At 42.2% G+C, this 15,375-nt stretch carries 15 protein-coding genes and 1 pseudogene; 6 read left to right on the top strand and 10 right to left on the bottom strand.

Going from position 1 to position 15,375, the window contains the following annotated elements; genetic code table 11:
• Positions 1-98, bottom strand: a 98-nt coding sequence (locus tag JK139_RS08845) for a GDP-mannose 4,6-dehydratase (RefSeq protein WP_218331145.1), incomplete at its 3' end; no start/stop codon positions are given.
• Between the two features lie 297 nt (positions 99-395).
• On the opposite strand from JK139_RS08845, the pseudogene JK139_RS08850 reads away from it, so the two are divergent.
• Positions 396-620, top strand: a pseudogene (locus JK139_RS08850) (IS982 family transposase); the annotation flags it as partial.
• Positions 621-690: 70 nt separating this feature from the next.
• Here JK139_RS08850 and JK139_RS08855 read toward each other — a convergent pair.
• Together JK139_RS08855 and JK139_RS08860 are read right to left on the bottom strand one after the other, a co-directional pair.
• Positions 691-1,434, bottom strand: coding sequence for a sugar phosphate nucleotidyltransferase (locus tag JK139_RS08855; RefSeq protein WP_218331114.1), 744 nt, complete (start codon positions 1,432-1,434; stop codon positions 691-693).
• A gap of 16 nt (positions 1,435-1,450) precedes the next feature.
• A complete protein-coding gene (locus tag JK139_RS08860; protein ID WP_218331115.1) occupies positions 1,451-2,917 on the bottom strand; it encodes a RapZ C-terminal domain-containing protein in 1,467 nt (488 codons plus the stop codon).
• Between the two features lie 131 nt (positions 2,918-3,048).
• Here JK139_RS08860 and JK139_RS08865 point away from each other — a divergent pair, with 131 nt between their 5' ends.
• Positions 3,049-5,880, top strand: a complete 2,832-nt coding sequence (locus tag JK139_RS08865; protein ID WP_218331116.1) for a TonB-dependent receptor — start codon at positions 3,049-3,051, stop codon at positions 5,878-5,880.
• A 498-nt stretch (positions 5,881-6,378) separates the two neighbouring features.
• Here the strand turns inward: JK139_RS08865 and JK139_RS08870 are convergent, their stop codons facing one another.
• Positions 6,379-7,794, bottom strand: coding sequence for an APC family permease (locus JK139_RS08870; RefSeq protein ID WP_218331117.1), 1,416 nt, complete (start codon positions 7,792-7,794; stop codon positions 6,379-6,381).
• A gap of 54 nt (positions 7,795-7,848) precedes the next feature.
• Positions 7,849-8,943, bottom strand: a complete 1,095-nt coding sequence (locus JK139_RS08875; protein WP_218331118.1) for an aromatic ring-hydroxylating oxygenase subunit alpha — start codon at positions 8,941-8,943, stop codon at positions 7,849-7,851.
• A 443-nt stretch (positions 8,944-9,386) separates the two neighbouring features.
• Here JK139_RS08875 and JK139_RS15865 point away from each other — a divergent pair, with 443 nt between their 5' ends.
• Positions 9,387-9,587 (top strand): DUF2891 family protein, encoded by a 201-nt coding sequence (locus tag JK139_RS15865; RefSeq protein WP_353744836.1) that lies wholly within the window; start codon positions 9,387-9,389, stop codon positions 9,585-9,587.
• On the opposite strand, the gene JK139_RS08885 is transcribed toward JK139_RS15865, so the two are convergent.
• Entirely contained in the window at positions 9,562-9,972 is a 411-nt protein-coding gene (locus JK139_RS08885) for an OsmC family peroxiredoxin (protein ID WP_218331119.1), read from the bottom strand. The two genes, JK139_RS15865 and JK139_RS08885, sit on opposite strands and share 26 nt — an antisense overlap.
• Positions 9,973-10,027: 55 nt before the next feature.
• Between JK139_RS08885 and pnuC the strand changes: the two genes are divergently transcribed.
• Genes pnuC through JK139_RS08900 form a run of 3 tightly spaced genes read left to right on the top strand, consistent with a single transcriptional unit; the run spans position 10,028 to position 11,761 of the window.
• Entirely contained in the window at positions 10,028-10,666 is a 639-nt protein-coding gene (gene pnuC / locus JK139_RS08890) for a nicotinamide riboside transporter PnuC (protein ID WP_081301432.1), read from the top strand.
• A gap of 4 nt (positions 10,667-10,670) precedes the next feature.
• On the top strand, positions 10,671-11,231 hold the full coding sequence (locus tag JK139_RS08895; RefSeq protein ID WP_074421216.1) for a DNA-3-methyladenine glycosylase I: 561 nt from the start codon (positions 10,671-10,673) through the stop codon (positions 11,229-11,231).
• Positions 11,213-11,761 carry an AAA family ATPase gene (locus JK139_RS08900; RefSeq protein WP_228733183.1) on the top strand — a complete coding sequence of 183 codons (549 nt, stop codon included), beginning with the start codon at positions 11,213-11,215 and terminating at the stop codon, positions 11,759-11,761. Before JK139_RS08895 ends, JK139_RS08900 begins: the two co-directional genes overlap by 19 nt.
• Positions 11,762-11,795: 34 nt before the next feature.
• On the opposite strand, the gene mtgA is transcribed toward JK139_RS08900, so the two are convergent.
• Genes mtgA through JK139_RS08920 form a run of 4 tightly spaced genes read right to left on the bottom strand, consistent with a single transcriptional unit; the run spans position 11,796 to position 15,313 of the window.
• Positions 11,796-12,509 carry a monofunctional biosynthetic peptidoglycan transglycosylase gene (mtgA, locus tag JK139_RS08905; protein ID WP_218331121.1) on the bottom strand — a complete coding sequence of 238 codons (714 nt, stop codon included), beginning with the start codon at positions 12,507-12,509 and terminating at the stop codon, positions 11,796-11,798.
• A gap of 12 nt (positions 12,510-12,521) precedes the next feature.
• Positions 12,522-13,070, bottom strand: coding sequence for a hypothetical protein (locus JK139_RS08910; RefSeq protein WP_074421218.1), 549 nt, complete (start codon positions 13,068-13,070; stop codon positions 12,522-12,524).
• 46 nt (positions 13,071-13,116) lie between these two features.
• Positions 13,117-13,749 carry a LysE family translocator gene (locus JK139_RS08915; protein WP_074421219.1) on the bottom strand — a complete coding sequence of 211 codons (633 nt, stop codon included), beginning with the start codon at positions 13,747-13,749 and terminating at the stop codon, positions 13,117-13,119.
• A gap of 28 nt (positions 13,750-13,777) precedes the next feature.
• Positions 13,778-15,313, bottom strand: coding sequence for a GH3 family domain-containing protein (locus JK139_RS08920; protein ID WP_074421220.1), 1,536 nt, complete (start codon positions 15,311-15,313; stop codon positions 13,778-13,780).
• Positions 15,314-15,375 lie beyond the last annotated feature (62 nt).

A 15,375-nucleotide genomic window follows, 5' to 3' on the forward strand; every position in this document is an offset into this window, starting at 1 on the left:
CGCTTAATACCATGCACTTCATACCCTTTTTTCAGTAATAACTCCGCCAAATAGGCGCCATCCTGTCCGGTAATACCGGTAATCAATGCTTTTTTCATATCCGGATGCTTCAATAGTTTGAATAATGTGTACCATCTGCCGCAATTTCCTGCTGCCCGCTAACGGGCGCAAAAATAAGGGGTTTTACAGGCAAAGCAGCACTTCACCTGATGGTTTTAATGAATATTTGGAACAAATGGGCATCATCTGTTGCAACCTGCAACCGTAACACCGATGTTCAACAATAAAAAATGGGAAATTTGGCCCGATACCGCCAACACGAATGTACGGTATGGAAAAAGTGATTCCAAATTTTTTTTGGGGGGGGGAGTGAAGCTGAAAAATAGGAAATAAGGAGGATGAACTTTCTATGTGTAGCCCTTTCCTGTTGCATGGAAGCATTAAGTATATATTCAGAGAATCTGTTATGGAGTAAACTGAAAACGGACTATGCTTCTCTATTTCCCAATTTGATTGACCGAAGGCGTTTCAACCGAAGGCGGTTAACGCCCTTTATTATTCAGGTTCAGGAACACATTTCTGCCAAGCTTGAAAACCTGAGTGAATTAATGGTGATTGACAGGAGGAGATAATGCGGGGAATAGAAATGTTGGTGGATGTGAAACACTGCAAATACAGGAAGCCCAAATCCTATTGAAACATTGCTGCAGCGCCTGCCAGAGATTCGGGAGTGCCCACATCTACCCAGCTATCGCCGGTATGGTCGAAGCACAGTATGGGATAATCGGGTGCCAGTTTCAAATACACATCTACCATGGAATATTTACCAGCACCGGGCAGGCGCTGCAATAAATTGGGATGCAGGATATGGATGCCACTGAAAGCTTTAGGATATAAAGGCGCATCCATCAATACCAGTTTTTCTTCTCCGGTTTTCCGGTTGCGCCAACCGCAAAGGCGGTTCCGTTGGTTAAATAAAAAATAGCGGGAAGAGGTACGCTGCATGACCGCCAGTGTGGCTGAGGCACCTAATGCAATATGCTGGGCCAGCATAACATATAGATCCAAATTGGTGAGTACATCCACATTCATCAACACCAATGCATCACAATCTCTAAAAAGGGTTCGGGCACGGTACAATCCGCCACCGGTTTCTAATACTTCACTGCTTTCATCTGAAACCATAATTGTACTGCCCCACCCCTGATTAGCCTCGATAGCAGCAATGATCTGATCGGCAAAATGGTGTACATTTACCACCACGTTGGTAATGCCAAATTGTTGCAGGTAGCAGATATTACGCTCTAACAAAGTTTTGCCATTTACCATAGCCAGTGCCTTGGGATGCTTAAGGGTAAAGGGTTGCAGGCGGGTACCAAGGCCGGCAGAGAGCAACATGGCTTTGATAACAGGATCTGGTGATGAGGTATTCATAACAATCAGTTAACGGTTATATATTAGAAGATTCAGTAACAGGCGTAGTGACCCAGTTGGCACGGTTGGTATGGTTTAACTGTACTTTCAGATTGTATTTGTTGCGCAAATGCCTGGCCGTTTGTTCGGCGGCATAAACACTGCGGTGTTGTCCGCCAGTGCACCCAAAATTGATTTGCAGATGGTGGAAGCCGCGTTGCATGTATTCCTGAATGGTAATATCAATCACATCCCATACGCTGTTTAAAAATACATTCATCTGGGTTTGCTGTTCCAGAAAATCCTGTACCGGTTTATCCATGCCGCTAAGATGTTTGTAGGCATTGATGCGGCCGGGATTCAGAATACCCCGCATATCAAAAACAAATCCACCTCCGTTATCGGTTGTATCCGCCGGGATCCCTTCGCGGTAACTGAAGCTGTTGATTTCAACCCGCAATGGCGTATGCTCATTGGCTTTGGGTATATGAAAACGTTTCAGTATGGGCGCATCAGTCATTAACCGCAGCAGGCGGTCCAGTTCCGGGGTAATAATACCCATCTGCCGGTGCTGCAGAAAGAATTGCAGGTTTTGCAGGGCCAGCGGAATACTGGCTAAGAAATGCGCCTTTCGTTCAAATAGGCCACGGAAGCCATAGGCGCCGAGTACCTGTAAGAGGCGGATGAGTACATAGCCATTGTACTGCCCTTCAAATACGGTGCGGTGCAGGGGTTTCGGCAAGAGCCTGTCAACACAATCCATATAATATTCCAGTAAACGATGCTTCCAGTCCTCGCTTAAATTGGCCCTGGCCTGCCACAATAAACTGGCCACATCATATTGCAGGGCGCCTTTCATTCCGCCTTGAAAATCGATACAATATACTGCACCTTCCAGCACCATGATATTGCGGCTCTGAAAATCGCGTACCATAAAATAATGGTGTTCCGTTTTTGTAAGGTAAGAGCCCAGTGCTTCAAAATCGTCCATCAGCGCCTGTTTATCATAGGACAATTGGAGGGTGTCGAGAAAATAATATTTAAAGTACAGCAGATCACTCAGAATGGCCTGTTTGCCAAATTCTTTGGCCGTTAAGCAGGCTTCGTAGGGAAAATGCCGGTGCCCATTTATCTGCAGTTGAGCCAGCATGGCCAGACTTTTTTGAAACAGCGCATATACCGCAGGAGTTGGCCCATCAGCCTCCAGCACATTCAGTAAGCTGGTATTACCCAGATCATTCTGCAGGTACAGGGTATGTTCGGCATTCATGGCCAGAACGGCCGGTACGGGCAAATTGGCCTGCCGAAAGTGGGCACTAAAGCGCTGAAAGGTCTGGTTTTCTTTGGTATTCAAATTATAAGTAGCAACCAACGACTGTTTGGGAAGGTGTACCCGGTAATAGTTGCGGTTACTGCCACTGGGCGGCAATTTCTCTATCCTTTCCGGTACCATACCGGCATATTGTTGGGTTAAATTGGCAATTTGTTCCGGAATCGTTTGCATAAGGCAAGGTTCAATGATTGGGGGATAAAAATAATTGAAATGACGGTTTTATTTATTATTTTTTAATAGATTAATTGAAACCTTCACAGTAATTTACAGTTTTACACTATTTCTGACCAAAACTAAAATGCATGAAGCTACTGAAACAACTTTTACTGCTAACGGGAATGGTATTGACTACCACCGTAATTTTTGCACAAAAACCGATTACCGGAAAAGTAACTGACGCCAAGGGGCAACCGCTGGAGAGTGTAACTGTACGGGTAAAAGGCACCCACACCACTACCAGCACCAATGCCCAGGGGGCATTTACCATTATTGCAGCGCCGGGAGCTACGCTGGAGATTAGCTCAGTAGGCTTTGAACCTCATACCATTAAAGCGGGCACTACCGGTAATCTTAACATTGTATTGCAAGAATCTGTTGCCAATCTGGGCGATGTGGTGATGGTAGGAAGCCGCGGGGCCGGAAGAAGTAAAACCGAATCGCCCGTGCCGGTAGACGTGATTAAGCTGGGCACGGTGAACAATACCACGGCGAGGATGGACCTTACCTCGGCCCTGAATTATTTAGCCCCTTCTTTCAACTACAATAAACAAAGTGGCGGAGATGGCTCAGATGCGATTGACCTGGCAACTTTACGTGGCTTAGGCCCTGACCAGACCCTCGTTTTGATTAATGGCAAACGCCAGCACCAGACTGCATTTGTATCTTTATTTGGTACCCGTGGCAGAGGCGCTTCGGGAACTGATTTAAATGCTATTCCGGAAGATGCCATTGACCGGGTGGAAATATTACGCGATGGTGCTTCGGCACAATATGGTTCAGATGCCATTGCAGGGGTTATTAATATTATCCTGAAAAAAGATGTGAACCACCTGAGCATCAACACCGGCTGGTCGGGCTACTACGACCACAAATACAATTCGCTCAACGGCTTCGACCCGAGCCAATACTATACCGGCCATCAGGTAGATGGTAACACCGTAATGTTGGGTCTGAATTATGGATTACCCATTGGTAAAAATGGAGGCTTCATTAATTTTTCCGGTGATTTCCGTTCTGCCGGCAAAACTTTCCGTGAGGTACCTGATACCAATGTAGCAACTAATCCCAAGGCATTGCCGGTTAATACCATTCGCAGAGCCTTTGGCGATGCTTCTGTTCTGGCTGTAGGGGGCATGTACAATATGGAAATTCCTGTAGCAGGAACCAAAACTACTTTTTACAGTTTTGGTGGATATAACTATAAAAACTCGAATGCTTATGCCTATACCCGTAACTTCTCTGCGCACCCCGAACGATTCCCCACCGATGCCAATGGCAAACTGATTTTTGTACCCGGCATCATGAAAAAAACAGCAGATGGCAGTGAAACCTATTATAACCCGATTGAAGATGTACATATTACTGACTACGAAGGCTCTGCCGGTTTTCGGGGCACTTTAGGCAAGGGGTGGAATTGGGATATCAGCAATACTATCGGTTATAATAACTTCCATTATTTCGGCCAAAAAACATTCAATGCTTCCTTAGATGCTGCCGGCGCCAACAAAACTAATTTTGATGATGGCGGGTTTAGCTTTTTACAGAATACCGTGAATGCGGGTGTGAACAAAAACATCAGCAAAGGATTTAATCTCGCATTTGGTACTGAATATCGCTATGAAAATTATAAAATTTATAAAGGTGAAGAAGTTTCTTATGCTTTGTACGACCAAAGTAAAGCGCCCGGTGCGCAGGGCTTCCCCGGCTTTCAGCCCGACGACGAAATTAATGCAAACCGCTCCGTGATTGCTGGTTATGCAGATGCCTCCATAGATGTAACCAGTAGATGGTTAATTGATATGGCTGTACGTGCAGAAAATTATACAGATTTTGGCGGTGTGGCTACCTACAAATTTGCAACCCGTTATAAGGTAACCGACAACTTTAACCTGCGTGGTTCAGTAAGTACCGGTTTCCGCGCCCCTTCTTTACAACAAATTAACTTTAGTAATACTGAAACCAGCATTCTGGGTGGTCAGTTAGTAGCCGTGAAAATAGTTCCTAATTACAGTCCAGTTGCCCGCACTGCTGGTATACCACCACTTACACCTGAAAAATCAACCAATGCCAGTCTGGGTTTTACCTGGAAACCAGCCACCGGTTTAACCATTACCACCGATGGTTATTTAGTGCATATCAAAAACAGGGTAGTATTATCCGGACAATTCAGTGCATCTGACAATACTCTGCCCACAGCGCTTACCTCGGCATTAAACAGTCTGCATGTAGTAGCTGCACAATTCTTTTCAAATGCCGTTACCACTACCAATACCGGTTTAGATATTGTGATAGATTATAATAAACATATTGGTAAAAGTAATTTGCATGCCACATTAGCGGGCAACTTTAACAACATTAAAATTGATGCTTTGAATGTGCCCAATGTACTCAACACCAGTTACCTGCACCAACAAACATTTTATAGCAGCCGTGAACAGTCTTTTCTGATGGCTTCGGCCCCAAAATCTAAATTCTCATTGGGATTAGATTATAGCCGCAATAAATTTGGAGCAGGCATACATTTTACCTATTTTGGACAGTTAACCACACAGGGATTTGGTTATTCCGGTTCTCCAAACCCCACCCCCAACGGACCAGGCGACCCGAATATTTCGGGTAGTGGCAATGGGTACGACCCTTATGTAACTACCGATAATGGTGCCACTTCTGTACCCGAAAACTTTTTGTTTCATGGTAAAGTAACCACCGATATTTATGCTTCGTACAAATTAGCCAAGTCGGTAACATTATTTGGCGGTATTGATAACTTATTCAATGTTCACCCTGATTTGTCAGCTGTGCCGAATGCGCGTTATGCTTCTGCATACGACAGTGAATCCGGTGGTCCTTTCGATGCTGTACAAATGGGATTTAATGGCATGCGGATGTTTGTTAAATTAGCCTTTAACTTCTAAGTATTTTCTAAACTCACCATAGCAGCCGCCTCCAGAAGGAGGCGGTTTTTTTTGGTGTGTTTGAAACTTAGTCTTGGACTGAGTATGTTGTAATTGCTCATTTTGTTTTTATCCTTGGATTTCTAGCGGTTGAAATTGCCAGTACCCAACTTAACTGTTTTCTGTTCCTGAAAATAGGTTGCAAAGGCAGACTGCACTCCTCCGGAGTGCGCCTTTCTATTCTGAAGTTTCCTGTTATCCAAACACTGCTCCTTTTGAGCAGGTTTAAACAGCGCCTTCATTTACCGTTGAACCAAATAGCTTTGTTTTGAAATGGGTGCCATACTATTACTTCAATATCCTACTGTTCTGGCGGTTTTTTTTTTGGAATTCCCGCAGTATTGCCACTACTGCTAACGTTACCCATTTTGTGTAGTTAAAATGAATGGTTGGTGTTATAACCTTTTGTGGAGATACTGTAGTAACTGAACCTAAAGACCAAATTCTACTGGCTCAACCTCATTCCTTGTTTTTCCCCGAAAAATAATAGACCGGAATACCTGCAGTGGTAATCAAAATACCCAGTAATGAATTGATGATGGGTGCCTGCCCTGAACGGTATTGCATAATATCTGTATATAGTGTAGCGGAAAGAAAAAAAGTTACAAATGCAACAAACAACAAGGGCACAAAAGGATATCCAAATACCCGGTACGGCCGGGGGGTGTCTTTCATTTTACTGCGCAGAATAAATACCCCCAGCGCACTCATCCCATAAAAAAACCAACTCACAAAAATGAGCATATCAGTAAGCATATCAAAAGAGCCACTCAATATCAGCATCACCGTCCATACTGCATTGGTAATCAATGCATTGCCAGGGGTATGGTACTTTGGCTGCATTTTGCCCGCCCAGGCAAACCATCGGTTTTCGGTGCCCATGGCATAGGTAACCCTTGCCGTTGCCAATACATTGGCATTGGTGGTGCTGATGATAGAGAAAATGACCATCAACGCAATCATACTGCCCCCCCATGTGTCCCATACCACCGTAGCAGCATCTGAAGCCACAAAAGCAGACAATGCCAACCGATGGATGGGCAAAACATAGAGATAGGCCAGGTTCACCAATGCATACACCACCATACAAAAAAACAGCCCTATTAACAGGCTTTTGGGAATATTGCGCTGGGGTTGTTGAATTTCGCCGGCCACAAAAGTGATATTGTTCCAACCATCATAAGCCCAGAAGGCACCTGCCAGTGCCGCCATATAAGCCCCCACCAAAGCCCATCCCGTTGGTGCACCGGGTAAATGCTCCTGCAAATGATGCCAATGCCCTTTTCCGGAGAATAAAATGCCACCAATTAATAGTACAATGGCTACTGATTTTAAAGCGGTTAATACACGTTGTATAGCACCCCCCTGCCGCACACTGCGGTAATTGACCCAGGTTAACACCAGCACCAGTGCAATGGTGAGTAGTTTAACACCAATATGGTTTAATGGATAAATGGTACCCACCAAGGGTATGGTAACATGCACAGCCTGTACGGTAGCAGCACTGCATTGGGGTAACGCAATAAAATAATTGGTGTATTGTGCAAATACATAAGCAATAGATGCATTGCCGGCAGTATTAAATACCGCAAAAGCCGCCCATCCATATACAAACGCAAAGGCATTCCCGTACATTTTCTGGAAAAAGATATATTGGCCGCCTGTTTCCGGAAACATGGCTGCTACTTCGGCATTACTCAAAGCCCCAAAAAGCGTGATGAGGCCTGCCACTACCCATACACTCAGTAATAACCATGGGTCACCCAATTGTCCTGCCATGAGTGCCGGTTTCATAAAAATACCGGAGCCAATTACTCCTCCTACCACAATGGCAACGGTGGTACGAAACCTCAAGGTACGTTGTAATTTAGCCATTCAATTGTTTAATTGTTGATAAAGTTGGGTTGCTGATTTAAAAAACAAAAAGCCCTATCCGTTAGTAGGTGTCAGACTTTGTGCCAGCAGCCGGTGAAAATGATGCGTACCCTGTTCGAGTAGAACAGAGTACCGGCCATGCTGATAAAAACGGGAGCGGATACCCTTTTGTACCAGTTGCACTACGGCTTCATCTTCCTGCTCCACCGTATCCAATCCACTGCCGGCACCGCTGCCTAATTTATCCGCATCGTATACATAAGTGATAAAGCGAACGGTAGTTTGATCGGGCGATTGGGGTTCAATGATATTCAGCGACAAACCCCAAGGATAAAAATTAAACATCATGTTTGGATATACCCAAAAATAATAGGCCGCAATTTGTTTGCCTACATCGGGCGCATTGGGCGGTATATCAAAACAAACATCACCCGCTTTGGCAATGCCAAGTTGCAGATTGCTCAGTGAAAATAATTCGGTGGTATAATCTTTAAAATTGAGGATGGCATTCAGTTGGGGGTGAACAAAAGGAATATGAAAACCTTCCAGATAATTTTCGCAATACAATGCCCAATGTGCCTGTACCTGATAGGTGGCCGATAAATCGGGCCGATACTCCATGTGTTGCAGCGGCAACCAGTTTACCCGTTGCATCATATCGCCGAAATAGGCGGTGGCGGGTAAGCCGGGCATTAACCGGGTAAACAACAGGTTGCCCCATTGAAACAGCGGTAATTCGGGCAGGTGGTTGTTTTCGGGAATAAAGTTTTGCACCCCTTCAAATTCGGGCATGGAGATAAAGCGTCCATCCAGTTGAAATAACCTGCCGTGATAATTGCAACGCAAGTGCTTGGCATTACACGGTGTTTGGGCAATGATGTTGCCCCGATGGTTACATACATTGCTGAGGCAATGGTATTGGTTTTGTTGATCGCGAGTCAATACCAGTGGCTCCTCCAGATATTCCGGCAGCAATGTAAAAGGGTATACCGTTGTATTGGCATCGAGGCGGCCGGTATCGCCTATCCACTGCCAGGAAGGGGCAAAGATGCTATCTTTCGATGCTTCAAAATAATATGGATCAAGGTAAAAATCGGTAGCGATGGTTCTGGCCACTGCAATATCAGGATGAACAAATAGACTGCTCATGGTTCAATATTTCTTTAAAAATAGGAAATTGAGCGGAAACCTGAGGTTGGGATTTGGGGGTGGAGAATGTTAACTTAGCTGTGTAAACATTCTCCTTTTCTTCTTACCGAACTCTTGCTATCATCCCTTACCCGCTGAGGCCTTTCAAAAAACATCTAACTGCTTAGCAATCATATTTCTATTACAGGCCATTAGCAATTGCTTCTCTCGGGTACCTCTACCCCAAAATCAATTTTTCAAAAGTAAAAAAACATTTCACCGGTTAATTAATTCAGCATTGAGGAAATGCTATGCGCAATGGGCAATATATTTAATAAATATTTTATTTAAATACATAAAAATACGTTTATACATATAAAACTAAGTCCATATTTTAGTGGCTGTGTTGTATGTGTAAGCTCTTCCACATCCACTCGGTTGGATTTACCTGATACACACACTCGTTGAGCCGAAGTTGGTGTATGCAGGGCATAGCCAAGGAGTTGCCGGCTGCAGATCCGAGAAAAAAAATGTTGCAACGGGCTGCCATTGCTCACCTAAATGCCAGTTTGCCCCATATTGCATCCAGGCAGTTTTGGAGGCAAGCATTGGCTGGCCAGTTTTGCAGTTTATGCACTATTACAGTAGGGTTGCTTCAGAACTGATGGCAGCATTCAATACTTTAGAAACGGGACAATTGGCTTCTGCATCTTTTACTGCTGCATCGAATTGATCTTTAGAAATGCCCGGAACTTTTGCCTTAACTATTAAATGCGAATGGGTAATACCGGCATCACCCAAAGTAATTTCGCATTTGGTTTCTAAATGTTCAGGCGAAAAACCTGCTGCACCTAACACAAAACTTAATTTCATGGTAAAACATCCGGCATGTGCGGCTGCTATTAACTCCTCGGGGTTAGTGCCTACACCTTCCGCAAAACGTGAATTATAAGAATATTGGGTTTGCTGCAGCGTAGTGCTTTGTGTGGTAAGATGGCCTTTGCCTTCTTTACCTGAGCCGGTCCATACGGCAGTTGCATTTCTAATCATAATGGTATTATTTGTTGAACAGGCAAGATACAAAATGTAGAAGCCTTTATCTTTGATGCCATCAATAATTCCCTATTTCGTGAATGTAACAGAAATCTGGCACCAACTGATAACAGGTATTCAACAAACTTCTTTCTTAGAATTTACGGGTACTATTTGCGGTATTGCCAGTGTGTTTTTCTCCCGAAGGGAAAATATATTGGTATATCCGGTTGGGATGGTGAGTACCATTATTTACATTTACTTGTATCTGGTACATGGTTTATACGCCGATGCCTCCGTTAATTTTTATTACACGGTGATGAGCATTGTTGGTTGGATAATGTGGTCTAAAAAAAAGAATCACCAAACCGTTTTGCACATTTCTTATAATTCAAAAAAAGAACAATGGATTAGTGTAGCGTTCTTTGCGGTTTGCTGGGTAGTATTGTTTTTAGTATTGCATCATTTTACCGATAGTACAGTACCGCAAGCCGATGCCTTTACCTCTGCTGCAGCTTTTACCGGTATGTATTTAATGAATAAAAAGAAAGTAGAAAACTGGTGGTGGTGGATTATTACCAATGTTGCCTCCATTCCCTTGAATTTTTATAAAGGATTGGTGTTTACCAGTTTTCAATACCTTGTTTTATTAATTTTGGCCATCATGGGTTTAACGAGTTGGATAGCCAAAGCAAAACAAACCCGTTTATAATAATATGTTGCCTTATTGCTCTTTTATTGATTCCGGTGATGAAAATGCCAATGGTTATGCTTTGCACAAATACTATCATGATCATTTGTATGGATTTCCGATTGATAGTGATGATGAATTATTTTGCCGGTTGGTTTTAGAAATTAATCAGGCGGGTTTAAGCTGGACGACCATTTTAAAGAAAGAGGTAGCGTTTAGAGCAGCCTACCATCAATTTAATATTGCAAAAGTGGCTGCTTATGGGCAAAAAGATAAAGAACGCTTGTTACAAAATGCCGGTATAATCAGAAATCGCTTAAAAATTGAGGCTGCCATTTACAATGCACAGGTCATATTGACGCTTCAGGAAGCTTTTGGATCTTTTAAACAATGGATAGAACATCATCACTCAAAAACAAAACAGGAGTGGGTGTTGTTGTTTAAAAATACATTTCGGTTTACCGGCGGTGAAATTGTGAATGAGTTTTTAATGAGTACGGGCTATTTACCAGGCGCACACGATGCAGATTGTATTATTTATAAAAAATTAATGAAAAGCAAACCGGCTTGGAGCAGAAAAACATAAAAAAAATAGTAGTGATAGGCCCGGAAAGCACCGGAAAAACAACACTATGCCAAAATTTGGCACATCATTTTAATACCCTTTGGGTTCCCGAATTTGCACGGGAATATTTAGAGGTGCATGGAAAGGAATATACCTTGGATGATTTGGAAAAAATTGCAGCCGGACAATTAGCACTGGAAGATGAAATTACCTTGAAACTTCAAACACAGTTACCGAAAGCATCTTGCCTATTGATAGATACCGACATGTATGTCATGAAAGTGTGGAGCGAATATGTTTTTGGGCAATGCAGCCCGTTTATTTTAGAAGCCATAGCGGAACGCAGCTACGATTTGTACTTATTGTGCGATGTAGATGTGCCCTGGGTGAAAGATGATTTGAGGGAATATCCCGATGAGGAACCGAGGATAGAATTATTTGCTATTTATAAAGATATTTTAATACATCAACAAACCCCCTGGCAAATTATTTCGGGTAGTTATGCAGAGCGCAACGAAAAAGCCATTCAGGCAGTGAGATCAATATTATGAATTTGTGGTATGTATAAACGGAATGTCATTGCTGTTACTGTATAATTTTTTGAATATCCGCATCATCTTCAATATTCCGCATTTGCTGTACAATTTGCGGATAACGCCAGGCCACCCTGGTACTCATGGGCACTACCGTAAATTTTTTTGGATTGGGCAGACAGGCAATAATCATGGCGGCTTCGGTTCGGGTTAAATTTTTGGCAGGTTTATGAAAATATTGTTGTGCGGCAGCTTCAATACCAAAAATACCGGGCCCCATTTCAATGGTATTTAAATACACATCTAAAATGCGTTGTTTACCCCAAATTTTTTCAATTAAAAAAGTAAAATAAAACTCTAACCCTTTGCGCAGGTATTTAGAAAAGCCACTGCCCTGCCATAAAAAAACGTTTTTTGCCGTTTGTTGCGAAATGGTACTGGCAGCGCCACCGAGCGGTATGCGGGTTTTCTTTTTCTTTTTTGGGTGCAGGCTTTTTTGAATGGCATCCCAGTCAAAGCCATTGTGGTCGGCAAACGACTGATCTTCGCTGGCAATTGCCGCCAGCTTTGCATTGTAAGAAATATTGTTCCAGGAAATATAATCTCTTTTCAATCCATAACTAAACACATTGCCCAACTGCGTAAGGGTAATGGGGGGCATGATCCATTTGCACGCAATTACATACAGCAGGGAAGAAAGAAATAAAAACAATACTACCCTTGTGGTCCATTTCCAACATTGGGATATCAACTTGTTTACCGCCATGCTGGCAAGATACTATTTTGCCGGTGGCAGATGAATATATTCCAGCGTAAATTTTTTTCCGATTTTGTAACCCGGGGGATGTTTGTTTTTAAAAGGTTTAATGTATTGTGTGGCAAAATTAATGGCTAATGCTGAAGCAAACTGCGCCAGATAAATGGTAGGGACAGGAATGTTGAATTGGTTAACAACAGCAATGCCGCCAATAATAAATCCGGCTTTAAAAACAAGGTTGCCAATATCGGCCCCTGTCATTCTTTTGGCGGGAATTATGGCAATATCTTTTACTGCTATGGTAATAAAACCCATAAAAATACTATCTATGGTACTGCCAAACATGGTTGGTTTTAAACCCATGTAACCAAGGTGGATAATGATGCTGTCATCCCTGCAAAAAAACACAAAGCCCGAGTAGGTATTTTGGTTTTTGGTATAAACGGTGATGGGCTTGTCGTTGTAAAACCGATCAATGGTGTAGCCGTTTTTTTTCAATAATACAAAATCGTTTTGGCTAAACGATGGTAGGGTATTGATGCAAAAAATGAAGAGTAAAATATATTTCATCGAAGTAAATTAAGTTGCAAATTTTTATGATACAACTAAATTTTGGTTAAAAGCGATTGCTAAATTCCAAAGTACCCCAAATTAATGCCAGACCAAAGCCTATTAAAATTAAACCGGATATTTTATTGATGAGATGAATATTGTGTGGGGTTAATTTTTGGCGAAGTTTTCCTGCTAATAATACTTTGGCTATATCTGTACTTAGTACAAACAATAAGCAGGTACTAAACATAATGATACGGTAACCGCGGGAAAGGTCAACTACCGAAGTGGCTATCACCAACCAAAAACCAATTACGCCGGGATTCAGGGTATTCATAAAATATCCTGAGAAAAAAGTTTTAACATAGTCGCGTTTACTCATGGCAATCATCTGGCTGCCATCTTCATTTATTTTTACTTTTTTGAAGAAAAGAACAAAAATGCCAATGGCAATTAAAAGCATGCTGCCACCAATGCCAATTTCTTTTTTAAAATCGAGCAGGTACCGAAACAATTCTGTAAACAACTGGCTAATCAGCACAAGGGTAATATCGCTGGCACTTACGCCGGCAACGAAAGTAAAACCGCCTTTATGACCATTGTTAATGCTTTGTTTAATGATGGAAAAAATAACCGGGCCAACCGATATAGCCAGCATAATTCCCAAAACCAGTCCTTTTAAAAACGGTGCAATCATATCATAAAACTGGCTACTAAGATAATTCTTATTTACTGTGGGCCATTTGCTGTTGCATATATTCCTGCCATTCTTTTAACATATTGCCCTTTAAAACCCTTGGAAATTTGTGTTGTCCGCCCATTTTGCCTTTTTGTTGCATAAAATCAAGAAACTGTTGTTCACTTAACACATCCACAAAAACTTCTTTTAAAGCACTTCTTCGCTCAACAGCATAATCATCGTTTAATGTTTTCAGGTTCTCATCTATACAGCGTTTCAATTCATTTGCATCTACAGGTTCGTTACACGCTATGTACCAATGGTGCGCAAAAAAACTTTGGTAAGGAATGCCGGCTACGGTAAATTCAGGAATGCAAATATTTAATTGTTCGCCTGCCAGTTGAATGGCTTTATTCATATTATCTACACTCAGGTGTTCGCCAACTAAGCTTAAAAAATGTTTGGTGCGGCCGGTAATAATAATTTCGCAGCGTTTTTTATCAACAAATTTCACGGTATCACCAATCAGGTAACGCCATGTGCCGGCACTGGTGCTAATGAGCAGCGCATATTCTTTCCCTTCCTCTACTTCATGAATCATGAGGGTTTCCGGGTTTTGAATCATGTCGCCATTACTATCAAAATTTTGTTCGTTAAAAGGCACAAACTCCAGAAAAATATGTTCATTGGTAACCAAACGCATGCCTTTAGCATATTGCCGATCCTGATATGCAATAAATCCCTCACTGGCCAAATAAGTTTCAATGTAAGTAATGGGTTTGCCCAACAATTTTTCGAAGCCTTTTTTGTAAGGTTCAAAACTTACACCGCCATGTACAAAAAATGCAAGATTGGGCCACATTTCATGAATGTTGTTGAGTTGATATTTTTTAATAATCATCTCAATGCACATTTGTATCCATGCAGGTACGCCTACAATAAAACCAATATCCCATTCCGGGGCTTTTTCTACTATTTCTTCTAATTTTTTATTCCAGTCGCGTTCTTTTGCAATTTTTTTACCCGGTTTATAAAAAGGTTGAAACCAAAGGGGTAACTTTTTTGTGGTAATTCCACTTAAATCGCCGGCATAATAACCCAGGTTTTTTTGCAGATCGGTACTGCCACCTAAGGTTAACCAGCCTTTTCCAATAGAACTAAAAGGAATGTTTTCGTAATTACGCAGGGTAAGTAATTGTTTAACCATCACCATTTTATTTCCCGCTAACAAATCGTTGGTAATGGGAATGTATTTGCTGGCAGCTTCTGATGTGCCGGAAGAAAGGGCATAATATTTTATTTTTCCGGGCCAGCAAACATCGGGTATGCCATCTAAAGTTTTGTGCCACCAATCGCGGTAAATGCTGCTATAATTAAAGGTGGGTACCTGTTGTCGGAATTTTTTGGCAGGGTTTTTACAAAGCAATATTTCATCGAACCGGTAAAACTGGCCAAACTCGGTAAAACGAGCCCTTCGTAATAATTTTTTTAAAACGCGAATTTGTTGGCGCTCCGGACTATTGCTGGGAAGGCGCAAAGCTTTTGCAACAGATTTAGGCAAGTGTATATCAATGATAGCCATTAATGGGGATATAATTTATTGATTCATAAATACATATATACAACCCATTCCAATTGGGTTCG

Source organism: Hydrotalea lipotrueae (genome assembly GCF_019249625.1).
Classification (GTDB): Bacteria; Bacteroidota; Bacteroidia; order Chitinophagales; family Chitinophagaceae; genus Hydrotalea; species Hydrotalea flava.